Annotated in this window: 25 protein-coding genes; 3 read left to right on the top strand and 22 right to left on the bottom strand. The window is 37.1% G+C overall.

Annotation, left to right across the window (positions count from 1 at the left end; translation table 11 throughout):
- Positions 1–34 precede the first annotated feature (34 nt).
- The 9 genes from FG382_RS02260 to FG382_RS02300 form a co-directional block, all read right to left on the bottom strand.
- Positions 35–1,813 (bottom strand): ATP-binding protein, encoded by a 1,779-nt coding sequence (locus tag FG382_RS02260; protein WP_142537239.1) that lies wholly within the window; start codon positions 1,811–1,813, stop codon positions 35–37.
- Positions 1,806–2,522: a response regulator transcription factor gene (locus tag FG382_RS02265; protein ID WP_142537240.1), complete on the bottom strand. Its 717-nt coding sequence runs from the start codon at positions 2,520–2,522 to the stop codon at positions 1,806–1,808. The genes FG382_RS02260 and FG382_RS02265 overlap by 8 nt, the downstream gene beginning before the upstream one ends.
- Positions 2,523–2,696: 174 nt before the next feature.
- The gene (gene ccsB, locus FG382_RS02270) at positions 2,697–3,875 is read right to left on the bottom strand and encodes a c-type cytochrome biogenesis protein CcsB (RefSeq protein WP_142537241.1); all 1,179 of its coding nucleotides are present in this window, start codon (positions 3,873–3,875) and stop codon (positions 2,697–2,699) included.
- Positions 3,876–3,877: 2 nt separating this feature from the next.
- The gene (gene resB, locus FG382_RS02275; RefSeq protein WP_142537242.1) at positions 3,878–5,527 is read right to left on the bottom strand and encodes a cytochrome c biogenesis protein ResB; all 1,650 of its coding nucleotides are present in this window, start codon (positions 5,525–5,527) and stop codon (positions 3,878–3,880) included.
- Positions 5,528–5,540: 13 nt separating this feature from the next.
- Positions 5,541–6,077 carry a thiol-disulfide oxidoreductase ResA gene (gene resA / locus FG382_RS02280; protein WP_142537243.1) on the bottom strand — a complete coding sequence of 179 codons (537 nt, stop codon included), beginning with the start codon at positions 6,075–6,077 and terminating at the stop codon, positions 5,541–5,543.
- Between the two features lie 98 nt (positions 6,078–6,175).
- On the bottom strand, positions 6,176–6,910 hold the full coding sequence (locus FG382_RS02285; RefSeq protein WP_142537244.1) for a pseudouridine synthase: 735 nt from the start codon (positions 6,908–6,910) through the stop codon (positions 6,176–6,178).
- Between the two features lie 626 nt (positions 6,911–7,536).
- The gene (locus FG382_RS02290; RefSeq protein WP_142537245.1) at positions 7,537–8,529 is read right to left on the bottom strand and encodes a D-alanyl-D-alanine carboxypeptidase family protein; all 993 of its coding nucleotides are present in this window, start codon (positions 8,527–8,529) and stop codon (positions 7,537–7,539) included.
- 19 nt (positions 8,530–8,548) lie between these two features.
- The gene (gene scpB, locus FG382_RS02295) at positions 8,549–9,115 is read right to left on the bottom strand and encodes an SMC-Scp complex subunit ScpB (protein ID WP_188713311.1); all 567 of its coding nucleotides are present in this window, start codon (positions 9,113–9,115) and stop codon (positions 8,549–8,551) included.
- Positions 9,108–9,887, bottom strand: a complete 780-nt coding sequence (locus FG382_RS02300) for a segregation/condensation protein A (RefSeq protein WP_142537247.1) — start codon at positions 9,885–9,887, stop codon at positions 9,108–9,110. Before FG382_RS02300 ends, scpB begins: the two co-directional genes overlap by 8 nt.
- A 54-nt stretch (positions 9,888–9,941) precedes the next feature.
- On the opposite strand from FG382_RS02300, the gene FG382_RS02305 reads away from it, so the two are divergent.
- Entirely contained in the window at positions 9,942–10,448 is a 507-nt protein-coding gene (locus FG382_RS02305; RefSeq protein WP_170206431.1) for a DUF309 domain-containing protein, read from the top strand.
- A 1-nt stretch (position 10,449) separates the two neighbouring features.
- On the opposite strand, the gene FG382_RS02310 is transcribed toward FG382_RS02305, so the two are convergent.
- The 8 genes from FG382_RS02310 to deoB form a co-directional block, all read right to left on the bottom strand.
- Entirely contained in the window at positions 10,450–10,809 is a 360-nt protein-coding gene (locus FG382_RS02310) for a GNAT family N-acetyltransferase (RefSeq protein WP_142537249.1), read from the bottom strand.
- A 211-nt stretch (positions 10,810–11,020) separates the two neighbouring features.
- Entirely contained in the window at positions 11,021–12,334 is a 1,314-nt protein-coding gene (gene lysA / locus FG382_RS02315) for a diaminopimelate decarboxylase (protein WP_229677317.1), read from the bottom strand.
- Positions 12,335–12,406: 72 nt separating this feature from the next.
- Positions 12,407–13,825, bottom strand: a complete 1,419-nt coding sequence (locus tag FG382_RS02320; RefSeq protein WP_142537407.1) for a spore germination protein — start codon at positions 13,823–13,825, stop codon at positions 12,407–12,409.
- A gap of 26 nt (positions 13,826–13,851) precedes the next feature.
- The gene (locus FG382_RS02325) at positions 13,852–14,640 is read right to left on the bottom strand and encodes a SigF/SigG family RNA polymerase sporulation sigma factor (RefSeq protein ID WP_373287579.1); all 789 of its coding nucleotides are present in this window, start codon (positions 14,638–14,640) and stop codon (positions 13,852–13,854) included.
- Positions 14,640–15,086, bottom strand: a complete 447-nt coding sequence (gene spoIIAB / locus FG382_RS02330) for an anti-sigma F factor (RefSeq protein WP_142537251.1) — start codon at positions 15,084–15,086, stop codon at positions 14,640–14,642. The genes FG382_RS02325 and spoIIAB overlap by 1 nt, the downstream gene beginning before the upstream one ends.
- Positions 15,076–15,432, bottom strand: coding sequence for an STAS domain-containing protein (locus tag FG382_RS02335; RefSeq protein WP_142537252.1), 357 nt, complete (start codon positions 15,430–15,432; stop codon positions 15,076–15,078). The genes spoIIAB and FG382_RS02335 overlap by 11 nt, the downstream gene beginning before the upstream one ends.
- 708 nt (positions 15,433–16,140) lie before the next feature.
- Positions 16,141–17,430, bottom strand: coding sequence for a thymidine phosphorylase (locus FG382_RS02340; protein ID WP_142537253.1), 1,290 nt, complete (start codon positions 17,428–17,430; stop codon positions 16,141–16,143).
- 20 nt (positions 17,431–17,450) lie between these two features.
- Positions 17,451–18,629 carry a phosphopentomutase gene (gene deoB, locus FG382_RS02345; protein WP_142537254.1) on the bottom strand — a complete coding sequence of 393 codons (1,179 nt, stop codon included), beginning with the start codon at positions 18,627–18,629 and terminating at the stop codon, positions 17,451–17,453.
- A gap of 855 nt (positions 18,630–19,484) precedes the next feature.
- Between deoB and FG382_RS02350 the strand changes: the two genes are divergently transcribed.
- Positions 19,485–20,135, top strand: a complete 651-nt coding sequence (locus FG382_RS02350; RefSeq protein WP_142537255.1) for a transmembrane-type terpene cyclase — start codon at positions 19,485–19,487, stop codon at positions 20,133–20,135.
- Between the two features lie 35 nt (positions 20,136–20,170).
- Here FG382_RS02350 and xerD read toward each other — a convergent pair whose 3' ends face one another.
- From xerD to FG382_RS02370, 4 genes are all read right to left on the bottom strand, one after another.
- Positions 20,171–21,073: a site-specific tyrosine recombinase XerD gene (gene xerD / locus FG382_RS02355; RefSeq protein WP_142537256.1), complete on the bottom strand. Its 903-nt coding sequence runs from the start codon at positions 21,071–21,073 to the stop codon at positions 20,171–20,173.
- A 51-nt stretch (positions 21,074–21,124) separates the two neighbouring features.
- Entirely contained in the window at positions 21,125–21,565 is a 441-nt protein-coding gene (gene fur / locus FG382_RS02360) for a ferric iron uptake transcriptional regulator (RefSeq protein ID WP_142537257.1), read from the bottom strand.
- Positions 21,566–21,651: 86 nt separating this feature from the next.
- On the bottom strand, positions 21,652–22,119 hold the full coding sequence (locus FG382_RS02365; protein ID WP_142537258.1) for a hypothetical protein: 468 nt from the start codon (positions 22,117–22,119) through the stop codon (positions 21,652–21,654).
- 56 nt (positions 22,120–22,175) lie between these two features.
- A complete protein-coding gene (locus tag FG382_RS02370; RefSeq protein ID WP_142537259.1) occupies positions 22,176–22,718 on the bottom strand; it encodes an NUDIX hydrolase in 543 nt (180 codons plus the stop codon).
- 69 nt (positions 22,719–22,787) lie between these two features.
- On the opposite strand from FG382_RS02370, the gene FG382_RS02375 reads away from it, so the two are divergent.
- On the top strand, positions 22,788–23,690 hold the full coding sequence (locus tag FG382_RS02375) for an aldo/keto reductase (RefSeq protein ID WP_142537260.1): 903 nt from the start codon (positions 22,788–22,790) through the stop codon (positions 23,688–23,690).
- 181 nt (positions 23,691–23,871) lie between these two features.
- Here the strand turns inward: FG382_RS02375 and FG382_RS02380 are convergent, their stop codons facing one another.
- The gene (locus FG382_RS02380; protein ID WP_142537261.1) at positions 23,872–24,537 is read right to left on the bottom strand and encodes an HAD family hydrolase; all 666 of its coding nucleotides are present in this window, start codon (positions 24,535–24,537) and stop codon (positions 23,872–23,874) included.
- Positions 24,538–24,545 lie beyond the last annotated feature (8 nt).

A 24,545-nucleotide genomic window follows, 5' to 3' on the forward strand; every position in this document is an offset into this window, starting at 1 on the left:
TAATTAGTCGTTTCATGTACCGTTTTGTTTCACATTATTCGTTTAAAGGTAATTTAATAATGAATGTTGTTCCTACCTCAACTTCACTTTCTACGGATAAACTACCGTAATGCCGTTCGACAATATTTTTGGCAATTGCAAGTCCAAGACCTGTTCCACTTTTCCCTCTTGTTCTCGCTTTATCCGCTTTATAAAAACGTTCGAACACATATGGTAAATCTTCTTTTGGAATTCCATATCCAGTGTCTTTAACTTCAATCACAATATGTCCAGTTGTTTTAAATAAGTTTACCGTCACTGAGCCGTCTTTAGGAGTATGTCGAAGGGCATTATCGATTAAATTTGTAAGCACTTGCTCCATTCGGTCCTCATCCAGCTGCAAATGAATACTCTCTGATAATGTATGCTCGAAATATAGTCGGATATTTTTTTCTTTCGCAATTTGATCAAATTTTTGCGTAATCCGCTCAATTGTTGGCACGACAGAAACGTCTTCCTTATAAATGCTTAAATAACCCGATTCTAAACGTGCTAAATCTAGTAGTTCTGTTACTAATCTTCCCATTCGTTTAGATTCGTCATAAATAACGCGAATCATTTCATTTTTGTCTTCTTCGGTTGTAACTACATCATCAATAATCGCTTCACTATACCCTTGTAGCATCGAAATAGGTGTTCTTAGCTCATGGGAAACATTTGCGATAAAGTCTGATCGCATTTTATCTAAACGATGCTGCTCGGTCATATCTCGAAGAACCACAACGGCACCGCGAACCGCTTCTTTACTATAAAGAAGGCTGATAGAAACGGAAAAATAGGAGCCTTTTATTTCTAGTTCTTCATCAATCTCTTCTTCTAAATGAAATACATGGTCGAGTAAGTGGTATAACTCTGCCGGTAAATTAGAGTTATCGGCTGTTTCATTGTTTGCATACCATTTTTGAATCAGCTGATCCGCTTGAGGATTACTAACAAGAATGGTCAAATCTTTATTAAATGTGATAACTGCATCTGTCATCGATGTAAGAATACTCGAAAGCTGTTCTTTTTCTTGACTGATTACTTCTACATGGTGTTTTAGCTGACTTCCCATTCGGTTAAAAGCAGAGCTCAGCTCCCCAATTTCATCCCTTTGCACATAAGTAACCTTCGTTTCGAAATTTCCTTTTGCAAGTTCGGATGCCGCTTCTCGCATTGATCGAAGAGGGGCGGTAATTCTAGAAGATAAGAAGAATGAGAACATGGTCGTAAGCAATAATGCGATAAATCCAGACAAAAAGACAATTCGCGTCGTATGATTGGAAGTCTTATTAACTACTTCTAAGCTTTGATAGATAAAGACCGCACCGTGTATTTCCTTATCAGATTCTAAAGGAGAGGCAAGGATAATATAGTTCTCCATTCGATCTTCCTCGGACATGGAAGGCATAAGCATCTTTTTAATAATCGTGTTATTTGCCGTATATATATTCGCCAGGTCTTCATCTTTTAATAACTTTTCTTGAAAAACTTCTTTGTTTAACCCTTCGTGTACTGATAAAAATACCGACTCCGGATTTCGTACGATTAAAGCACTTGTTTCGGCTCCAAGAATATTTTGAATGATTTGCATGGAGTCTTCTATTTGATCGTATTGTTGCACTATTTTCCCAATAGTCGCAGCTTCCTGTCTAAGCGATTCCTCTGCTTGTTCTGTATGGAAATTTTCCAAAAACTCTAACATTAAGACAGTAATGATAAACAGCACAAATAAGACGAGAAGCAATATGGTTCCCCATAGCTTCCCGACAACACTATTCCAAATTCTATTCATTGATAACTTCAAACTTGTAGCCTACCCCCCACACAGTCACAATCATTTTCGCAGACTTTTCAGATACTCTATTTAACTTTTCACGTAATCGTTTCACATGTGTGTCTACTGTTCTTAAATCACCAAAGAAATCATAATGCCACACTTCTTTTAATAATTGCTCCCGATCAAAAACTTTGTCAGGTGCTTTTGCTAAGAAGTATAGTAATTCATATTCTTTTGGCGTTAAACTTACTTCCACACCATCAGCCGTGACACGATGTGCATCATGATCAATTGTGAGATGCGGGAACACCACGATATCTTTAGATGTGGACAGGCCTTGTACTGGTGAAAGTGCAGCAGAGCGTTTTAAAAGTGCCTTCACACGAAGCACTACTTCTCTTGGACTAAAAGGCTTCACTATGTAGTCGTCTGCTCCCAGCTCAAAGCCTTCTACGCGGTTAGCTTCTTCCCCTTTTGCTGTTAACAAAATGATAGGAGTTTCTTTATGTGTACGTAACTCCGTCATCGTTTCAATCCCGTCTTTTTCGGGCATCATAATATCTAATAGTATGCAATTATAATCATTTTCTAGCGCAAGTTGTAGAGCGACTTCTCCATTCTCTGCTTCTTCTACTTCGTATCCTTCTCTTTCTAAATACATTTTCAATAAACGACGGATTCGTTCCTCATCATCCACTACTAATAATTTAATCATTTCAGACATAATATCAGACCCTTCTATCAACTTCTAATCTATATTGTACAATTAGTATCATCAAATGGAAAGAAAAGCCCTTACCTCTTTAATGGGAGATAAGAGCTTTTCAATTAGTTTAGCTTTCTCACATAGCTTGCTGCAAAACCCTGTCGCAAACTTCGACAGCACTCCCGCTCCTATTTAAGCATATGAATGTAGTCCAGCAATAATTAAGTTAACTGCTACTAAGTTGAACATTATGATGATAAACCCGATTAATGCTAACCATGCAGACTTCTTCCCTTCCCAACCTTTTGATAAACGAAGGTGAAGGAATGCTGCATAGAATAGCCAAGTAATAAGCGCCCAAACTTCTTTTGGATCCCAGCCCCAAAATCTAGACCAAGCTTCATGTGCCCAAATCATTGCGAAAATAAGTGCTCCCAGGGTGAAAACAGGGAACCCGATCAGTACCGAACGATAACCAATTTCATCCATAAATTGAGAGTTCGCTTTTTTCGTAAATGGTTGTAAAACTGCTGCAATTCGTTTTCTCAAGATTAAACGAAGTAAGATATATAATATTGTTCCGAAGATAACAGACCATGTTACAACCGTTAGTTTTTTCGCATTTACTAGAGGTGGCATCTCCATTAGCGGCTGCATTCTATTTTCGGTAATAGCTTCCGACTCATTCATTCCAAAAATCGGTGGCATATGGTATTCCATTGTTAATACTTGTTCTTCCTTATTTACATAGTTAAATTCTGCTTTATAACCTGCTAATGTGAAAGAAGTTGTAGCTACTATAAAACCTAAAACTAATACAACTACATACATAACAGCCTCGATCCAAAAACGTTGCTTTGACTTTTTCGTCATATCAATATTTTTGAGCAAGTAGATTAAACCTGCCACCGCACTAATCGCTAATATTGCTTCTCCAAGAGCTGCAGTTATAACGTGAACCGTTAACCAATAGCTTTTAAGCGCCGGTATTAATGGTGTAATTTCTTTTGGAAACATACTCGCATAACCAATGATAATGATAGCAATCGGCAATGCAAAAAGACCAAGTGCTGTAATTCTATAAATAAAGTAAATTAAAATAAACGCACCAACAACCAACATTCCAAAAGCGGTTGTAAACTCAAACAAGTTACTAACAGGAGCATGTCCAGCTGCAATCCATCGAGTGATAAAGTAACCAATATTGGACAAAAATCCGATAATTGTAACAGTAATGGCTAGTTTACCCCAGCGTTCATAAGATTTCGATGCTTTAGAGCTCGAACTCTTTACAGCGCCTCCAAATAAAAAGGTTGCTACTAAATATGCAATGAACGCTATAAATAATAAAGTACTACTTACTTCTACCATTATTAAACCCCTTCCTCTTTCTCCGCTTTAGAATCCTCATCTTGTTGATCTTCGTATTTTGGAAGATTTGCAACTTCAGAAACTGCATCCATATCTCTCTTGATGCTGAGCCAGTTTTTATTCGTATGCGCTGCAACTACGACTTGCCCATCCTCTAATTGCTGGATCCAAATACGTCGATGATTCCAATACGATCCTTGCGCTACCCCAATCATGAAGATAAGACCGCCAAGCATAAGAATAGGAAGTGTTAAATCTTTACGAACAGTTAAACCAGAAACGTCTCTAGTTTCGACACTTTGGAAAGCAAGTTTATGTTGATTTTCTCCAAGCGGTTCTAACGTTTCTTTAATCATTACAAAGCTTGTTTCTCCTTTTGGAAACTCAGGAGTGTACATTTTCACTAGAAATGCTGGATTGTTAGGAAGCGGTGATTGAGATTGCGGCACCCCATCTTCAAATCCAGTAAAATCTGCGTAGTAATCTAAAATTTCCACTTTGGCGTCATCTGATAATTCATAGACCGGTTTTGGATCCGCTAAATTAATCGTAAACTCACCAAAGCTTTCGGCTGTTTCTTTATCTTGCAATTGGAATGTCATAGATGCCAATTCATCTAAGCGAAAATCCATTTGGAAAACAGAAAAATTGTCAAACTTCAGCGGTTTATTCACTTGAATAGCCGCTTCTTTTTCAAACGTTAAATCTTCTAAGTGACCAGCAACTGCGCCTTCTGGTCCTTTATGTAATACGACATTTGTTTGATAATTTTTAGCTATTGTACCAACACGATCAATGGCATCTCCAAATACTTCTTCCGATTCTTCCTTTGAATAGGTTTCGTAGATAAATTCTTTACTTTCTAAGAAATAACCATCCGTTTTTGGAATATAAAGCGTTTCTCCTTCGCGTAACCACATTGTCTCATCGACATAAAAGCCTGGCAATGCACGAAGCATGACACCAAATAGAAATAAAATGAGTCCTAAATGATTGATATAAGGACCCCAACGAGAAAAGCGACCTCTTTCAGCAAGTAACGCATTACCTTCACGTTTCACGTTATAACGCATCGTCTTTAGCTTTTCTTCCGCTTTACTAATAGATTCTTCCCCATTTTCGATGTTTCCAATCCCATAGATACGTTGGCGTTTCAAAAAGCTAAAATGTCTTTTCGTTTTTTGTTTCTTTAGGGATTTATAAAGCGGGATAACCCGGTCGAGACTTGCGATTATCAAGGAGATTCCGAGCATCCCGATAAGTCCTTGGAACCACCAAGAACTGTATAAGTCTGATAATCCCAACTTATAATATAATGTTCCAAATGTGCCATAAATTCGTTCATAGTAGGCAGCTATATCTTCTTCTGTCGTTGCCGGCACGTAAAAAACCTGCGGCAGGATAGTCCCGATTGATGCAGCAACAAGAATAAGAACAATTAGCCACACACCAACTTTGACACTCGAAAAGAAGTTCCATACTTTATCTATAATCGTTTTGTTGTATGTTTGAGAACGTCTTGCCGAACCTTCATAACGCATATCTACTAATTTTTTATCTGCTGTCTCTTTGTTTAATGGTCGTCCACAGCTTTCACATAACAATGTCCCAGCCGGGTTCACATTACCACATGTACAAACTATCTTGTCCATCTATAAAACTCCTTTAGGATGGTTTAATTTGCTCCATAAAATCTGCAATATCTTGCTCTGTCATTTCCCCTTTTATGATTTTTTCAATCCGTCCCTCTGGATTTATCAAAAAAGTAGTAGGTAAAGGCGCAATATTATAAGACTGCATTACACTCTTATTTTGGTCTATTGCTATAGGAAACGTTAAACCATGACTATTTTTAAAGCTATTCACCTTTAATTGGGATTCTCCGATGTTAATAGCTAGTGTTTGAACACCTTGATCTTTATAGACATGATATTGGTTGTCCATTGCGGGCATTTCCGTTGCACATGGCTTACACCAAGTACCCCAAAAGTTTAAGAAAACGCCTTCACCTTTGTAGTCAGAAAGTCGATGTTCGTTCCCTTCCAAATCCACTAAAGCAAAATCAGGTGCTTTGTCCCCTACACGAAGGACAGCATTTTTTTCTTTCGTTACGTTTGAGTATATTGTAAAGACGATGGCTATCGTCAGTACCGCTAAAATAGCAGTTCGAATATAAAATCTTTTCTTTTTAGATTGCGCCATCATTGCTCCTCCATTCCTAAGCATCGTCGACATATATTATACCAAAATATACATTTTAAAATGGACCGACATTTGAATGGTTTGTGAACATTCAAGTATTAGTTTCCTATTTTTCCAGTTTCAGCTAAAACACGTAATTGTTTGATTTCATGTGTAGTTAGTTCTCTCCACTCACCGGCATTTAGTCCGTGTAATGTTAAAAATCCGAATCGTTCACGTTTCAACTTTTGGACTGGAAAACCGATTGCATCAAACATGCGACGTACTTGTCTATTTTTACCTTCATGAATCGTAATTTCTACAATCGCTTTATTTGTTTTACGCTCACTCGATAATAATTTAACTCGTGCAGGTGCAGTTTTTCCGTCTTCTAGCACTACGCCGCGTTCTAATGGTCTTAGTTGTTCCTTTAATGGAATTCCTTTTACTCTAGCTACATAGGTTTTGTCTACTTTAAATTTAGGGTGCGTGAGAGCATACGAAAAGTCGCCGTCATTTGTCAGTAGTAGCAATCCAGATGTTTCATAATCTAATCTTCCAACCGGATATAGTCGCTCTTTTACATGTGGCAATAAATCGGTAACCGTTTTTCTACCTTTGTCATCTGTAACTGCAGAAATAACGCCTCTTGGTTTGTAAAGTAAGTAGTATACTTTTTGTTCTTTTTCTAGTTTGACTCCTTCTACTTCCACTGTATCCGAATTCGAAACTTTTGTGCCAAGCTCTGTCACAACTTTCCCGTTCACTTTTACTTTTCCTTGAAGAATTAATTCTTCTGCTTTTCTTCTAGAAGCGACACCTGCGTGTGCTAATACTTTTTGTAGTCTTTCCAATTCTTTCACCTCGTCCAATCTTTCCATACATATGAGTGAATTATGTCACACTTTTAGTCAAAATAAAAGAAGACAGTCTTTTAGAAAAACTGTCTTCCATATTGAACCAATATAGAGCGTCTTATGTACAACGCCCGTTTCCCGATTGTGCGCATCCAGTAAATGGTTAAGAGCAACCAATTGGGTAATGAAAGCAGCCAGTTATCGTCATAAAGCAACCAGATCAGCTCGAGAGCAACTAGATTACTAGTGAAAGCAACCAATTCCTTTTTACAGCAAGTTTACCTAGACTAGATGATCAATAGGTGACGGATTATCCGATAATATGTTGTAAATCGCCTGCTTGGCAGTACAGATTCACTGGTAAATGAAATCCAATTGGGTTTTCTAAGTTTAAAATTCCAGTAAATGGAAAAGAGCAACCGATCGCTTATGAAAGCAACCAATTCTCAAAAAATTAAGTTTACTAGGGTGAGACATCATTGACTATAGATCCTTTTTTATAAACGTTGCGCGTAACCGCAGCTAAGTTGCGCATTTATAAATGGACGTGATAATTCTCTATAAAAAGCATAAGCACAAACAAGAGGATGTGACAAAGTCACACCCCCAAATAGTAAAGCCGTTTATTTAATTTTGTTTACACTAAATCGCAAGGCAATTTGATCATCGATTGTTACATTCCACAAATATGGATTGGTTGCTGTTGTTTTTCGTGGGATGAGTAGAACGTTTTTTAGTTTTTTTCGTTCTTCCTTACTTAACAATAGGTATTGATCGTCTTCCACTTCAATGACTTCTTTTTGGAACACTCGATACTTGCCTTTTTTCACGACTTTCACAGAATCATAGTTGGCAAATACTTGTTCAGCAAGTGAGGTGTGATATGCCCAGTCGTTGGAGTGATTCAAAGTTACGACTACGATTTCTTTGTCATCTTCCTTGAAATACGTAACAAGCGTTCTTCCTGCTCTTTTCGTGTAACCTGTTTTACCTGCGATTGCTATTTCTTTTTCATGTATTAATCGGTGCTTATTACTCCAACGAACATTTCGCTCATTCGGTTGATAGCTTTTCGCTGAGGCAATTTCTTTAAATTGTTCATTTTGAAGCGCTAGTCGAAACATGTTTGCCATATCATAGGCTGATGCGAAATGGTCATCGCTATGGAGTCCCGAAGGATTAGTAAAATGGGAGTTCTTTAACCTGGCGACTTGAAATTTTTCATTCATCAGATGGGTAAAACCATCTATGGAACCACCTACATGTTCTGCCAATGCGTAAGCGGCATCATTTCCAGACTGAAGCATAAGCCCATGCAATAAGGAATTCACTGTCCACACTTCGCCAGGCTTTAAATATAAAGAGGAGCCTTCTTGGGTGGCAGCGGCTTGGGAGATGGTGATTTCATCCTCTAAAGAAGCATTGTCCAAAACCGTTAAGGCAGTCCATACTTTCGTCAAACTTGCTATTGGTAATTCCTCGTATTCATTACTGCCTTCTAGCAATCTCCCCGTTTGTACATCTATTACTGCATAGGAGGAGGAAGCTTCTACGTTACCTACTTGCCAAAATAGAAAAAACAGAAAAAATAAAGTTATTTTTTTATAAATAAAAATACTCCTCTTTTAATTATTTCTATCCTTCAAATGTTTCTTGAAACTTAGTTAAGAACAAGTCCGAGTCTTCCATCTCATCCACGGAGATATCTTCTGGAAGCGGAGGTAATGCACGAATATCTTGTAATCCAAAGTATTGAAGAAATTCCGTTGTTGTTCCATACAATATAGCTCTCCCTGTACCATCTGCACGCCCAACTTCTTTCACCAGGCCTTTTAAGGATAACGTATGTATAGGTCGTTCGGATTTGACCCCTCGAATCTCTTCAATTTCTACTCTTGTAATCGGTTGTTTATAGGCAATAATTGCCAATACTTCAAGTGATGCCTGCGAAAGAGATTGTGAAGTAGGGTTTTCAACCAGCTTTTGAATACTATTTGCATTCCCTTGCTTGGTCACTAATTGGAAAGTACCTGCTAGTTGCTTAATCTCAATTCCTCGGTCTTCGTTCTTTTCATATGCCTCCATCATCGCTTCAAGCGTTTCGGCAATTTGTTCTTCTGGTTCACTTGTTAAAAAAGCTAATTGTTTTTTCGTTAAGCCATCTTCTCCACTTACAAACAATAAACTTTCAATATTACTCATCAATTTCGTCTTCGAATTCACTTTCTAAATCTTCCTTTCGCAAAAGAACAAATAAATCATCAAAATTGTTATTTTGCTCTACTTGCACAATTTGGCGTTTCATGAGCTCTAAAATGGATAAAAATGTCGTCACGATCGTAGTTTTATCCCTTTTTGGAAATAGCTCATAAAAAGATAGCCTACCTTTGTTTTGCTTTAAGGTGGAAATAACACTTTTCATTTGATCTTTGATCGATATTTCTTGTTTACTTACTCGTGTGTGTAGTGGCGCGTTCAACTGTTTTCTACGCAACATTTTTTGAAATGCACCAAGCATGTCGTATACATTTACGTCCAGTTCAAACAAAGCAAGCTGCTTACTATTTTGCAATTCACTTAAATCAGTAGGCGGTCTTGTGTAAAATAGATTACGAGTTTCCTCCATTTCTTGCAAACTAACTGCCGCTTCTTTGTATTTCTTGTATTCTATTAGTTTAAGTACTAACTCGTCCCTTGGGTCATTTATATTAATATCAAAATCATCTTCCATCTCATCATCTTGATGGATAGGAAGAAGCATTTTACTTTTAATAGATAGTAGTGTAGCTGCCATTACTAAATATTCGCTAGCTTCATTAAGCTCCAAAACACTCATTGCATGCACATGCTCCATGTATTGCGCTGTGATTTCCGCCATTTTAATATCATATATATCTATTTCCAAACGATTTATTAAATGTAATAATAAATCAAGGGGTCCTTCAAATGCTTCTGTTTTTACTTCATAAGACATATTACTCCACCTATTATCGGTTTTTAACATCATTATAGAGGAAAGGTGATTACATTGCATCCTACATTCCATCCTAATTTTGTCCAATTTATAAAAGAATTTAATGGTACGAAAGATTATTTTGAGTGCCATGAACTACTAGAAGACTACTGGAAGGAAGTTTCGCAAGCCAGGAAAAATCACCCACTAACAGCGTTCATCCTATTATCCACATCTATGTACCACTGGCGTAGGGGCAATATTACGGGAGCGATTAAAACAATGAATGGAAGTATAAAACGATTCGTCGAAACTTCTCCATCTGTCTATTACGATACAATCAACTACACTAAACTTATGCAAGATACTACCCATTCTATTAGTTTATTGAAAGAAAAAAAAGCATTTCAGCAATTTACGATTGAACTAATGAATGAGCAATTAGAAAGATTAGTTGATGCACTTGGAATAACAACTGAAGAGGATTTACACTTTCTTACTCATAAGCATATGCTCAGAGACCGTTCCGAAATACTAATCGAGCGAGAAAGACAGAAAAAAAGAAGAGATGACTTAAAATAAGTCAATCCTCTTCTTTTTCTATTTGGCATTTTTCGAAGAAAGACTTAATCTCTTCGGTTGGTTGGATAGACGATGTATGTAAAATAGATGGGAGGCTTTGAAGCATTTGTTTCCCCACACCTTCTCCGCGATGAGACGGATTGACGGAAAGATGCTGAATAATTCCATCTGTATTATTCATTCGAACGCCAACTAACCCTACTAAATCTTCACCTTTTTTCCATAAAAACAAATGCCAATCTGGATTAGTTTCATACATGTGTATCGTTTCTAGTAATTTTTTTACGTCTTTTTCATGAGGCATAAATGATAGAAGACCCATAGAAATTTTTTCGAATGCTTTTTTATACCGTAGCAACATAGTTAAAACCCTCTTTTAGTTTCATCACTTCTAGAAAATAGGAAGACTCTCATAAAATAAGATTAAAATGATCATTATAATCGTACACGACTTTTGGTCAAATTACAAATCAGCATTTGGTGCTATAAAGATCCAATATATTACTCCCCATACAATTCCTATTATTAATAACATGAGAAATAACATACGATTCGTTTTTTTCAACTTACCTTCACTCCTTTTCCATCGTTAGAGGAAGGTCAAGATGAACAATATCTTCTAGTGTTTCTCTTCTAACAGCTAATTGATGCTTTCCATTTTCCACAAACACAACAGCAGGTCTAGTTAGGCGATTGTAATTACTTGCCATGGCATATCCATAAGCACCGGTACAGAACATCGCTAAAATATCTCCTGGCTCTGCTTTTGGTAATGTAATATGTTCAATCAGCTTATCCCCTGATTCACAACATTTACCAGCAATCGTATACGTTTCATCTGCTTTTTCATCTAGTTTATTTGCAATTACTGCATCGTAAAGCGCACCATATAGGGCAGGACGAATATTATCAGACATTCCACCGTCTACAGCCAAATAGTTACGAACGTCCGGTACTTCTTTTTGGGAACCGATTGTATATAAAGAAGTTCCTGCATCCCCAACAAGCGAACGACCTGGTTCGATCCAAATTTCAGGCATTGCAAAATCTGTTTCAGCAATTAAACCTTTTACGACCATGATCATCTCTTTTACATAAACAGAAGGTTCAAGTGGCGCATCTTCTTTTGTATACCTAATCCCAAAGCCGCCGCCTAAATTTAATACGGTACACTCAAAATCATAATCCTGGTGCCATTCAATCATTTTTTTGATTAATTTTTCTGCAGCGACTTTAAATCCGATTGTTTCAAAAATTTGAGACCCAATATGACAATGAAGACCAAGCAACTGAATATAATCGTCCTGATACACTTGTCCAAAAGCAAGGTCTGCTTGTCCATTCATTAAATCGAAACCGAATTTAGAATCTTGCTGTCCAGTTGTAATATAGTCATGTGTGTGTGCTTCTACTCCTGGAGTGACGCGTAAAAGAATGTTTACTTTTTGGTTCAGTTCTGCAGTCAATTGTTTTAATAACTCGATTTCATAGAAGTTATCTACAACGATACAGCCGATGTTATGTTCAATAGCTAGTAATAGTTCTTCTTTACTTTTATTGTTTCCGTGAAAATGGATTCGTTCTACTGGAAAACCGGCTTTAATCGCTGTATATAACTCTCCGCTAGAAACTACATCAAGCGACAAATTTTCTTGTTTCATTACTTGATACATTGCCACACTAGAAAAAGCTTTGCTCGCATAAGCAACTTGCGCGGGTACATTTTGTTCTTGGAACGTCTGGATAAATGCACGTGCACGCTCTCTTATAAGCGACAAATCATATACAAACAAAGGTGTTCCATATGTTTTTGCTAATTCTAGGCTGTCGATTCCACCTAGTACTAAATGTCCTTTTTCATTTACTGCATGTGTTGATACCGTCACCAATTAAATCGCCTCTTTTCCTCTTTCGCTATAGAAACTTTACCACATTAAAAGAGGATATTGCAATGGCATTCATGACCGCTTGCGATCATACGATCTAGTGATAAACGGACGCTTTGCATCAACTGGCATAGGGAAACGGACTAGTATTCGCATAAATGCTTTTGGAAAAAAAGGCATTAGCGGCCATAAATAAGGCACATTCAAAGGTCTTAAGGACCCTACATAGAAAAGCAAGACGACAAGCGCGATAAAAAATCCATTTGCCCCTAAAAGTGCCGTACAGACTAATATAAATGTTCGAAAAATTTTCGTTGAAATACTTAGTTCATACGATGGAATAGCAAACGTAAAGATTGCTGTAATTGCCGTATACAAAATTACTTCTGGGACAAACAACCCAACATCTACCGCCATTTGACCGATGACTAATGCCGCAATAATACCCATCGCTGTCGATAATGGCGTAGGAGTATGAATGGCAGCAAGCCGCAAAAATTCAATCCCCACATCTGCGAAAATTATTTGCAGAAAGAGTGGAATTTCCCCCGTCTCTTTCGGTCCAAAAAAATCAAGGGCCTTTGGCAAAAACTCCGGATGCTTCGAAAGCAAATACCAAAAAGGAAGTAAAAATAAGCTTAACAAAACACCTGACAAACGGATCCACCTTACAAGCGTACCGATTAAAGGAGCTTGTCGGTATTCTTCTGCATGCTGCAAATGGTGAAAAATTGTTGTTGGCACGATAATAGCAGATGGAGATGTATCTACAACAACGACGATATGTCCTTCCAACAAATGAGCGGCTGCAATATCGGGTCTTTCCGTATATCGCACAAATGGCAATGGATGGAATCCTTGTTTAAACAGCCATTCTTCCAGTGCTTTATCAGTCATGGTAAAGCCATCGTGCTTTATTTGGTTTAGCCTATCTCTGATTTGCTTTAAATTATCCTCATTTGCAATGCCTTTGATATAAGAAATTGCAATGTCTGTTTGACCTAAAGTTGATACTTGATGTAGTTCAAACTTTAGATCTGGATCCCGAATTCTTCTTCGAATAAGTGCAGTATTTTGCACGATATTTTCCGTAAATCCATCCCTTGAACCCCTAACCACTTTTTCGTTGTCCGGTTCTTCGGGATTTCTTCCTGGATAGGACCGGACATCAATAGTATAAACAGAGCCATTTTTTAAGATGAAAGTTACTTGTCCACTGAGTAACGCTACTAGCCATTTCTCTTTAGAATCGTACTGGGTAATCGAATAATATGGAAAATAATGTTCAATAATATTATTTTCGTCGACTGTCCCTTCTTGTATTTCAATCTGCGCATTCGTAAGTAATTCTGTCAGAACCATGCCATCGACTAACCCATTTATATACACAAGGAGTACAGGAAACTCATACAAATGCGTATGCAATGTACCAAAATCGTACGATTCGTTTACACCGAATTTTTCTTTTAAATACGATTCTGCTTCTGACATACTTGAAAATAAAGGTTTCGTTTCAATCACCTATCTTTTGCTTTTGATTGCTCTTCAAAGCCAGCTGGTACTAGCCATAACTTAAGCTGGCTTAATATTTTCTTCTCGAGTCGTGATACTTGTACTTGCGAAATACCGAGTCGCTCGGCAATATCACTCTGTGTACAGTCTAGGTAATATCGCAAATAAATAATCATTTGTTCTCGTTTATCTAATTTTTCCACTAGCTCTCTCAGTGGAATATGGTCAAATGACTTCTCCGAGCGTTCATCTTTCATTTGATCCATTAATGTAAGTGCATCTCCACTATCATTTTCATACAACTGCTCTTGTAAGGATGCAGGATCTCTTAATGCATCGGTAGCCATGACAATTTCTTCTCTCGATACTTCTAAAATACCTGCTAGTTCAAGAATCGTTGGTTGACGTTCATGCTTTTTCAGAAAATCATCTGTTGCATGACGAATTTTAAAATTTAACTCCCTTATAGAACGACTGATCTTCACCATTCCATCATCTCTTAAAAACCGCTGAATTTCTCCAATAATCATAGGAACTGCATACGTAGAAAACTTTACTTCATACGCCAAATCAAATTTATCCACTGATTTCATCAGGCCGATACAACCAATTTGAAACAAATCCTCTAAATCAGCTCCACGTGAAGCAAAGCGCTGCACGATTGACCAAACTAACCGAGTATTCCCTTCAATCATTTGCTGTCTTGCCTGTTTATCACCAGCTTGTGATAATGCGATGAGTTCTCTCATTTTTTCTTGGGTTAATAAAGCCGATGTCGTCTTATTGTTCATCATTAGACAATCCTGCTAGATTCTTGAATTGGCACAAATCGCTTCGTAATAGTTACAGTCGTCCCCCTATCAGGAATTGAGTAAATTTCCACATCGTCACTGAAGCTTTCCATAATGGTGAACCCCATTCCAGAACGCTCCTGCTCCGGTTTTGTTGTAAAAAGTGGCTCCCGAGCTTGACTTACATCTCGAATTCCGCGTCCATAATCCACAATGGATACAATAATTTCTCTATCTATCCGTTGTGCATGAATTTCTATTTTTCCTACTCCATCCTCTTCATATCCATGTACAATGGCATTCGTTACCGCTTCAGAAATAACTGTTTTAAATTCGGATAACTCCTCGATTGTCGGATCAATTGCTGCGATAAAACTGGACATTACCATTCTCGCTAATGCTTCATTCTCACTTTTTGCTATAAAAGATAGTGTGATCTCATTGTCCATAAACAATTCCCCCTAACTTTGACATAATTTCAATTTCTGATTCGTTATAAATGTAGGGACTTAATCCTGCAAACTGAAAAATTTTCTTCATCGTCGGTGACGGATTGACGATGATAGTTTGTCCTTCGATTGGCGCAAGCTCACGCATTCTTCCAAGAATAAGCCCTATGCCTGAACTATCCATAAAATTTAAATCTTTTAAATTCCAAACTAATACTTTAATAGACCCATTTTTAATCAGTGGCACTATTTCATTGCGAATATCTGTCGTACTATGATGATCTAATTCACCTTTTAATCGAATAATAATAATTTCTTCTCCAACTCTTTCAACTTCATGAATCATAAAATCGCCTCCTCTAATAGCGCAATTCTACATGAACAGATGTTATTCCTTGCGCTTGACAAAAGTAGAAGAAATGATATCTTATTAGTCGATTTTCGACAAAGGGCTGCTCCTTATAAGTATGGGAAGGTTTCCTATTTTTTAATCAAAAAATAGGCATCTCGTAAAAGTTTTTATAAACCTTTCCGTGATGCCTATTTGATTACGTAAATATTGGGTGAACATAGACTATTATTTGTGAGCGTGTATGTTCTTAACGGGCGACGTATTCGCACATATATCTTCGCCATACGTGCAATAAAATACAGCAACCGAGCATTAAAATAACATGTGATCATACGAACATCTTATCCGCTCCTAAATCTCTCCTACTCGAGCAATAAACTTCAGCATCCGCGAAATTAAAAAACATGCGAGCATTCGACTGCCGTATCCGCTCCTAAATCTCTCTTATACGAGCAATAATCTTCAGCATCCGAGCATTAAAAAATCATGCGAGCATTCGACTGCTGTATCCGCTCATATATCTCTCCTATCCGAGCATAAAAAAACACTCGAGCATTAGAACACCATATCCGCTCATATTTCTCTCCTATCCGAGCAATAAAATCCTGCATCCGCGCATTATAAGAACACGCGAGCATAGAAAGCCCTCTACACACAAAAAAGCAGCCAAATTTAGACGTTTGGCTGCTTTCCTCACAAGTATTACATGATTTTCAATATAGACTGATTTTTCACTGGTTGAGCATCCGAAATCGAATAAGCTTCCTCGATCAATCGAACTGACTCTTCCACCGCATCTTTGTTAGAATACAGAACTGCTAGTGTATCGCCTTTTTTAACTGATTGCCCATTAAGTGCTACCAATTTAACCCCAGCGTCAAAATCTAATACATCCGCTTTTGTTAAACGACCTGCTCCTACTAAAAGTGAAGCTTTTCCGATTAATTCTGCATCAATCAAGCTAATATACCCATCTTTGGCAGCTTTCACTTCGATCTCATGTTTTGTAGTTTTCGCATGAACATCCGAAGCATCTCCGCCTTGAGCAGTAATAAATTCTTCCAATTTCGCTAGTGCAGCACCCTTAGAAAGTGTTTCTAACACTTTTTGCTCTGCAACTTCATCACTCACATCCGTCGCAAGTTGATACATTTTAGAAGAAATCGCAATCGTCACATCCAACAAGCCTTGTTCACTCGTTTTATAATCGCTAAGGAAATCATAAGCTTCCGCTACTTCTAGCTTATTACCGATATTATGACCAAGCGGCTGATTCATATCAGTGATAACAACTGCTACTTTTCTACCTAAACTTTCACCGATTTGAATCATCGTTTTAGCTAACTCGGAGGCATGTTCTAAATCTTTCATAAATGCGCCTTTACCACATTTTACGTCAAGCACGATCCCATCCGCACCACTCGCTATTTTCTTACTCATAATGGAAGAAGCGATTAATGGAATGCTGTCGACTGTTCCTGTCACATCACGTAAAGCGTACAATTTTTTATCTGCTGGCGTTAAATTACCCGATTGACCGACAATCGCAATTTTATGTTCATTTACTTGTTTAATAAATTCATCCGCTTCCAACTCTACATGAAAGCCATCAATCGATTCTAGCTTATCAACTGTGCCTCCAGTAATTCCAAGACCTCTACCACTCATTTTAGCAATAGGAATATCTAGGGATGCTAAAATAGGCGCGACAAGTAAACTTACTTTATCGCCAATCCCACCTGTGCTATGCTTATCCACTTTAAATCCTTCAATACTGGAAAGATCAATAACATCGCCTGATTCCACCATTGCCTTCGTTAACCAAGCTGTCTCATTTTCATCCATACCATTGATGAGAATGGCCATAAGCATCGAACTCATCTGATAATCTGGCACCTCATCTTTAGTATATTTCGTGATCATATAGTTTATTTCTTCTTCTGTAAGTGAATTGTTGCGTTTTTTCTTATCTATTAATTCAAGCATATTCATGTGTTTTCCCGCCTTAACATTTATTTTAATAAAGATAAAAAGCTTTCGCCAAATGCAGTTTTAGCAACGCCAAAGTTTTCAGCAATCGTTGCACCAATATCCGCAAATGTCATGCGGATTGGAAGCTCTTTCATTTCTTTTAATGCCGGAGAATAAACAGTTAACGGAACAAATTCACGTGTATGATCCGTACCTGGCATTGTTGGATCATTCCCATGGTCCGCAGTTATGATAAGTAAATCTTCCTCGGTTAACTGGGGCAATACTTCTTTTAAACGTGCATCGAATTCTTCTAACGCTTTCCCATATCCAATTGGATCACGACGGTGTCCAAAAGAAGCATCAAAATCTACTAAATTTAAGAAACTAATGCCAGTAAAATCTTTATCTAATGTCGCGATAAATTTATCCATACCGTCCATATTGTCCGTTGTACGTTCCGTAGCAGTAATTCCTTCTGCATTAAAAATGTCATAAATTTTACCGATTGCCAAGACATCTAATCCTGCATCCTGTAATTCATTCATCGCTGTACGGCCAAAAGGTTTTAAAGCATAATCATGTCGATTCGACGTTCTAGCAAAATTTCCAGGCTGTCCGATAAATGGACGTGCAATCACTCGACCGACTAAAAATTCCTCAGAAAGCGTCAATTCTCTTGCCACTTCACAAATATGATAAAGTTCATCTAAAGGAACAATTTCTTCGTGTGCAGCAATTTGTAAAACAGGATCTGCTGAAGTGTAAACGATTATTGCGCCTGTTTTCATATGTTCTTCGCCTAGTTCATCTAAAATAGCTGTACCACTCGCTGGTTTATTACCAATTACTTTCCGACCTATTTTTTCTTCTAAAGCGGTGATTAATTCTTGCGGGAATCCATTTGGGTAGACTTTAAAAGGCTTATCAATATTCAGCCCCATAATCTCCCAATGTCCTGTCATCGTATCTTTCCCCACAGAGGCTTCTTGCATTTTTCCAAAATATGCAGTTGGCTGTTCTACTCGTTCAATCCCTTGAATTCTATCGATATTGCCAAGTCCAAGCTTTTGCATCTCCGGCATGTGAAGGCCATTCATTTTCTCTGCAATATGCCCTAAAGTATGTGATCCTACATCTCCGAAAGCAGCGGCATCAGGTGCCTCGCCGATACCAACGGAGTCCATTACGATAACATGAATACGTTTGAATTTGCTCATTTTTTTGCCTCCTACTATTTTCTTCTAGTTTACCAAAAATTTCAGGAATGTACAGGTCAGACCTCTGACTTATTTTATTATTTGTTGTGTACCTATTATAACAATATTTGTATATAAAACGAAATAAACAGCCAGCCCCCAGTAAAATAAAATACCGGAAACTAGCTGTAATATAAAATTACTCTCTTAAAAAGGGATAATTTCGCTAATCGTTTGCATAGACTAAACTACTAAAAGAGAATGATTTCTTTTTATGCATGATGTACTGTCAAACTTTCTTCGTTGACTTGCTGACGCGTCAAGTGATACATCATTTCTGCGACAGCAACAGTATTCAAATCTAAGGCTTTAAATATATTTTCATAAGTGATTGTTCCTAAATTTACAGACCCCCCTCTGCTCTAGTAACTGTTTTCAATTCAACACTTGCTTTTTCAGCAAGTTCTTTTTGAGTCCATCCTTTTTTCATTCTATTTTAAAAAATGATCTTGCCATATACAGCACCTATACCATTTAACTGTTCTTCTACTTCTTGATCGTTGTCCACTGGTTTTTTTGTATTTAACAAGTTTTTGGGTGCTTTTTTCCCATTATTCCTCTCCCTCAAGGTATAATTTTGGGTCTTCTATTATCCTTTGAAACATTTCATACTGTAGGGCATTCCCTCTTTATGTAGTAAATGCTATTTTTTTTGGTTCCATGGATTAAGTCATATTCATGCGCTAGAAACAATTCTGAGGATTTAGTATAGAATTTAAGAGTTTAATAAACTTCCTTTGACATAAACAATGAATTCCAACTCATATATTGTCAGTGGAGAGAATAATTATTATTGGCTAATAATGGGGGATGTAGTTGAATAATCAAGATGATTTTCTATTATTTTTACAAGTAGGCACTGGTCTGTTTTGGATAATTACATACATACTCATTATAAAACGTGGATTTCAAGATAAGAAATATGGAATGCCTATGGTAGCAATTTGTGCAAATATATCATGGGAATTTATCTTCTTATTTATCTATCCGCCAGATGATCCGCAAAGATTAATCACGAGCATTTGGTTCGTACTGGACATTATTATTTTAATTCAATTTATAATCTTTGGTCGTCAGGAATTCAAAAAATATATTTCAGCAAGGTTTTTCTATTTATCTTTTTTCCTAACACTTGGAGTAAGCTTCCTAATTATTATTGCTATGACAGTTGAATTCCATGATGTTGAAGGGAAATATGCTGCTTTTGCACAAAATTTAATGATGTCCGGACTGTTTATCTCGTTATTATTAAAAAGAGGTAATTCGAGCGGTCAATCTATATCCATTGCAGTTTTTAAAATGCTAGGAACCCTATTAGCTTCTATTGCATTCTTTCTATATTTTAGAACGCATCTGATTACGATGATCTCTATAGCTACTTTAATTTATGATTTGATTTATATTGTTCTTTTATATAAGTTTATAAAAAAAGAGCATAAGAGTGGCAAGGTTCTCCTTAAGTTTTAAAGTGGAGAACCTTGCACTCAAATTTTAGACAGAACTCAAGCCCGTGGATGAAACTGTTTATAAACCTCTTTCAAACGTTTTTTGCTTACATGCGTGTAAATTTGTGTAGTAGAAATATCGGAATGCCCTAGCATTTCTTGAACCGCACGTAAATCCGCCCCATTTTCGATAAGATGGGTGGCAAATGAATGTCTAAGTACATGTGGTGTAATATCCTTTTGAATACCTGCACTCAGCACATGCTTATTTAATAGCTTCCAAATACCTTGCCTAGTTAATCGTTTACCTCGTTGGCTTATAAAAATTGCATCTGTTCGTTCCGCTTGTTTTAATAACTTCGGTCTTGCTTCCTCTAAATACCTCTCACAAGCACGGATTGCCGCACCGCCAAGCGGAATAATTCGTTCTTTACCACCTTTACCAAATACTCTTACAAATCCCATCGTTAAATGTAAGTCTTCTAAATCTAAATTTAGACATTCGCTTATCCGCATACCACTTGCATACATTAACTCAAACATCGCCAAATCACGAACTCCTTGAGGCTTGGACAAATCGATACTGTCCAATAACTTCGTTAGCTCTTCTACAGATAAAAAATTTGGCAGCTTTTGTTCGATTTGAGGTAGCTCTAAGTGAATTGTTGGATCTTTAGTTGTCACTTTTTCCCGTAGTAAAAACTGATGGAATGATCGGATGGAGGAAATATGTCTTGCAATCGTGCGTGCAGACTTCCCTTCTTCTTTTAATTTTCGTAGGTGAACTAAAATATGTTGTCGCTCAACAAGGTCTAAATTATGTAATTGTTGCGTTTCCAATACGGACCGTATGTAATCGACTAAATCTTTTTTATAAGATACTAATGTGTTTTCCGCAAGCTGGCGCTCAATTCGTAAAAAATGTATATAATCTTCTAAATGCACTAATCCGTTTTTCAAAAAAGAACCTCCCTATGAAAAAAAGGACAGCATATGCTATCCTTTTTTCGGTTATTTATCTTGGCAGCGATGACATACTCCGTGAAACGTTAATCGATGGTCTTTTATTTTAAAGTTCCATTTATTTTCCACAATTGCTTCCACGTCTTCTAGTAAGTCTTCTTGAATTTCGTCTACAGCACCACATTCGATACATACTAAGTGATGATGGAAATGTGCTGCTCCTTCTTGTCTTAAATCGTATCGGGAAACACCATCTCCAAATTGAATTTTGTCGACGACATTCAATTCATTCAATAATTCAAGTGTTCGATACACGGTTGCAAGTCCAATATCTGGTGATTTCTCTCTTACTAATAAAAATACATCTTCCGCACTTAAATGGTCTTCTTCGTTTTCAAGCAAAACACGAACAGTCGATTCTCGCTGCGGCGTCAGTTTATAGCCCGCACCAGATAATTGTTTTTTAATACGATCAATACGGCTTTCCATATGACGCCCCCCTAAACTTCTTTCATTATACCAAAAAATGAATTCTCATTACAAGACATTCACTTAATAATAATTATTAAAAGGTACTAATTATTAAATAATATAAATGGTATAAAGAAGAACTCTATAATAATAACAATTATATAGAAGGAAAGCGAGAATACATTGACCCGGTTTGCAAGCGCTAGAAGAAGTAAACAATAGATGAGTTGAAATGGGAACCACCAAAACACATAAGGAAATGTAGATTCCTGTGTTTGAAGCAAGTAACTAGAGGCAAACCCGTAAAACGTAATGCGAAAAGCACAAAGAATCAAGATGAGCTTGCGCAAATAACGATGCTGATAAAACAAAAAGAATACAACAGCAATCATGATATGCGGGAAAATAGTTTCCAGAAAAGTAGGCTGTTCTAATAATAGAACACGTGCGTCCAGGAGATTAATAATCCATTGCTGCTGTTCTGGTGTGCTTTTTTCAAAGAGATATAAACCACCGATAAAGCTAAAAACGAGTACGCATAGTGAAATGAGAATAGTATAAGACTGGTTCAAGTTGGAACACCTCCCTATCTACTCTCATCATATGCTTGTACCACGATTAAAGATGTCTACTTTAGGTAGTTTTTTACCCAAAGAAATGCAAAAGCAGTCTTCGCATCATATATTTCTTTTCTATCAATCATAGATTCCATTTCGTTCAATGACACATGCATCAATTCGACAAATTCATCTTCATCCATATCTACTTTTTCTTCCAGTTCCACAATATTTTCAGCTAAGTAAAGATGGATAATTTCATCAGCAAATCCTGGAGATGTGGCAAATGATTGAATATATTGCAGCTTGTCTGTCGTATAGCCTGTCTCTTCTTCTAGTTCCCTTAAAGCCGTTAATTCTGGCGCTTCGTTGGGCTCGATTTTTCCAGCAGGTATTTCAATAATGGAACGTTCTAAAGCTTTTCGATATTGTTCGACTAAAATAATTTTTTTATCTTCTGTAATCGCAATAACTGCAACTGCTCCTGGATGCTTCACTATTTCTCTTTTACCAGTTTGACCATTCGGTAATTCTACGTCATCTACTTGTAAAGTGATGATTCTACCTTTAAACTTTTGTTCTGTTTGAATAGTTTTTTCCTCGAATTTTTTCATTTTTTCATTTCCTTTCATTTGAAACTGTCTTGCTCTCATTGTACCATGAAGAAAAGGACGTGATACAATATGAAAAAAAGACAATTAGGGAATAGTAAAATTCTCGTTTCGGAAATAGGCTTTGGTTGTATGTCACTACCAACAGGCCAACAAGAAGCAGAGAAAATTATACAAGTTGCCCTCGAACACGGCATCAATTATTTCGATACCGCAGATTTATACAATCACGGAGAAAATGAAAAAATTGTAGGAAATGCGCTTAAAAATAATCGTGAGCGGATCATTTTAGCAACAAAGGTCGGCAATCGCATGAACGAAAACGGAGACGGATGGTCATGGGATCCATCGAAAAAGTGGATTACAACTGCTATCCACGAATCTTTAAAACGACTGCAAACCGATTATATTGACGTATACCAATTGCACGGCGGCACAATGGAAGACGATACAGATGAAGTAATCGATACGATGGAAACACTGAAAAAAGAAGGCCTTATACGAGAATATGGCATTTCTTCTATCCGACCGAATGTAATCGATCGCTTTCTAAAGAATAGTAATGCCGTTTCTGTCATGATGCAATATAGTTTACTAGATAGAAGACCAGAAGAATGGTTGCCACTACTTGAGGAACACCAAGTTTCCTTACTTACTCGAGGCACGCTTGCGAAAGGATTATTAACTGCAGAAGGACTTGAACGGGCTAATAAAACAGGTGAATATCTGACCTATTCCAGTGAGGAATTGCTGAAAACCATTAAACAGTTAGAAGCATTGGATGCACCAATCAATGCAATTGCACTTCACCATGTCCTCAAGCAAAAAGACACTGGATCAATGATAATTGGTGCAAGTAGCATAGAGCAGCTTTTAGAAACGCTGGAAGCTTACAATACGGAAGTTTCTGAGGATGTTTTAGTAAAAGCACGAGATATTACTAAACAAGATGTATATACAGAGCATCGAGCTTAACGACATAAAACCCGCTGAACTTGGAGTTCAGCGGGTTTTATCTGGTTATCAGGGTGATCTTGCGATTTGGAGAGTCTATCTTGCGATTTTTGAGTGGTATCTTGCGATTTGACCCTGGTATTTTGCGATTCGAAGAGCCTATTTTGCGATTTGCAGGTAGTATCTTGCGATTCAAAAAAAGCTACCTCGTATTCAGCTGTTCAATAAGCTTTGAAAGCTCCCCTAAATCCTCCACTACAAAATCCGTCTCAAAAGTGTCCCATTGAAAATCTTTCTTCCAAATACCTTTCATTCCTACCGATTGCGAAGCCCTCACATCATTATCGGGATGATCACCGATAAAAACACTTTGAGAAGCAGCCACATTCAGCCTCTCTAATGCCCTCTCAAAAATTATAGGATCCGGTTTCTTAATCCCTTCCGTTTCGGATACTAAAATTACGTCAAAATACTTTTCAATCCCTAAAGCTATAATATTGTCCATTTGAAATTGTCCGAACCCATTCGTAATCATTCCTAAAACAAAACCATTTGTTTTCAGCTCTTTCAACATACGATGGAGATTTGAAAAAGGTACACAATGATGCTTAAATTCACTTATGTAATCTTGTAGCAAGTACTCCCAATCTATTTCTAATTTATATTCATACACTAATTGTTGATACACTTTATCTTTCCACACATATCCTCGACAATCTAACTCTATGAATCTATTCATATACTCCTTTTTAGGTATATGCCCTACATAATTACTTATTCGTTCGTATTGATTATCAATAAATTTCTTTACAGATGCATCTCGGTCAAGTAAAGTCCCATCCAAATCAAATAACACCGCTTGAATCATTAATCTAT

The organism is Psychrobacillus lasiicapitis, assembly GCF_006861795.1.
GTDB classification, from domain to species: Bacteria; Bacillota; Bacilli; order Bacillales_A; family Planococcaceae; genus Psychrobacillus; species Psychrobacillus lasiicapitis.

What these genes read in the sequence shown, in the direction of transcription:
- FG382_RS02260 (WP_142537239.1), bottom strand. Translation starts at nt 1,813, where the DNA reads ATGAATAGAATTTGGAATAGTGTTGTCGGGAAGCTATGGGGAACCATA.
- FG382_RS02265 (WP_142537240.1), bottom strand. Translation starts at nt 2,522, where the DNA reads ATGTCTGAAATGATTAAATTATTAGTAGTGGATGATGAGGAACGAATC.
- ccsB (WP_142537241.1), bottom strand. Translation starts at nt 3,875, where the DNA reads ATGGTAGAAGTAAGTAGTACTTTATTATTTATAGCGTTCATTGCATAT.
- resB (WP_142537242.1), bottom strand. Translation starts at nt 5,527, where the DNA reads ATGGACAAGATAGTTTGTACATGTGGTAATGTGAACCCGGCTGGGACA.
- resA (WP_142537243.1), bottom strand. Translation starts at nt 6,077, where the DNA reads ATGGCGCAATCTAAAAAGAAAAGATTTTATATTCGAACTGCTATTTTA.
- scpB (WP_188713311.1), bottom strand. Translation starts at nt 9,115, where the DNA reads ATGAGTAATATTGAAAGTTTATTGTTTGTAAGTGGAGAAGATGGCTTA.
- FG382_RS02300 (WP_142537247.1), bottom strand. Translation starts at nt 9,887, where the DNA reads ATGTCTTATGAAGTAAAAACAGAAGCATTTGAAGGACCCCTTGATTTA.
- FG382_RS02310 (WP_142537249.1), bottom strand. Translation starts at nt 10,809, where the DNA reads ATGTTGCTACGGTATAAAAAAGCATTCGAAAAAATTTCTATGGGTCTT.
- FG382_RS02320 (WP_142537407.1), bottom strand. Translation starts at nt 13,825, where the DNA reads ATGTCAGAAGCAGAATCGTATTTAAAAGAAAAATTCGGTGTAAACGAA.
- FG382_RS02325 (WP_373287579.1), bottom strand. Translation starts at nt 14,640, where the DNA reads ATGATGAACAATAAGACGACATCGGCTTTATTAACCCAAGAAAAAATG.
- spoIIAB (WP_142537251.1), bottom strand. Translation starts at nt 15,086, where the DNA reads ATGGACAATGAGATCACACTATCTTTTATAGCAAAAAGTGAGAATGAA.
- FG382_RS02335 (WP_142537252.1), bottom strand. Translation starts at nt 15,432, where the DNA reads ATGATTCATGAAGTTGAAAGAGTTGGAGAAGAAATTATTATTATTCGA.
- FG382_RS02340 (WP_142537253.1), bottom strand. Translation starts at nt 17,430, where the DNA reads ATGAATATGCTTGAATTAATAGATAAGAAAAAACGCAACAATTCACTT.
- deoB (WP_142537254.1), bottom strand. Translation starts at nt 18,629, where the DNA reads ATGAGCAAATTCAAACGTATTCATGTTATCGTAATGGACTCCGTTGGT.
- fur (WP_142537257.1), bottom strand. Translation starts at nt 21,565, where the DNA reads ATGGAAAGCCGTATTGATCGTATTAAAAAACAATTATCTGGTGCGGGC.
- FG382_RS02370 (WP_142537259.1), bottom strand. Translation starts at nt 22,718, where the DNA reads ATGAAAAAATTCGAGGAAAAAACTATTCAAACAGAACAAAAGTTTAAA.
- FG382_RS02375 (WP_142537260.1), top strand. Translation starts at nt 22,788, where the DNA reads ATGAAAAAAAGACAATTAGGGAATAGTAAAATTCTCGTTTCGGAAATA.
- FG382_RS02380 (WP_142537261.1), bottom strand. Translation starts at nt 24,537, where the DNA reads ATGATTCAAGCGGTGTTATTTGATTTGGATGGGACTTTACTTGACCGA.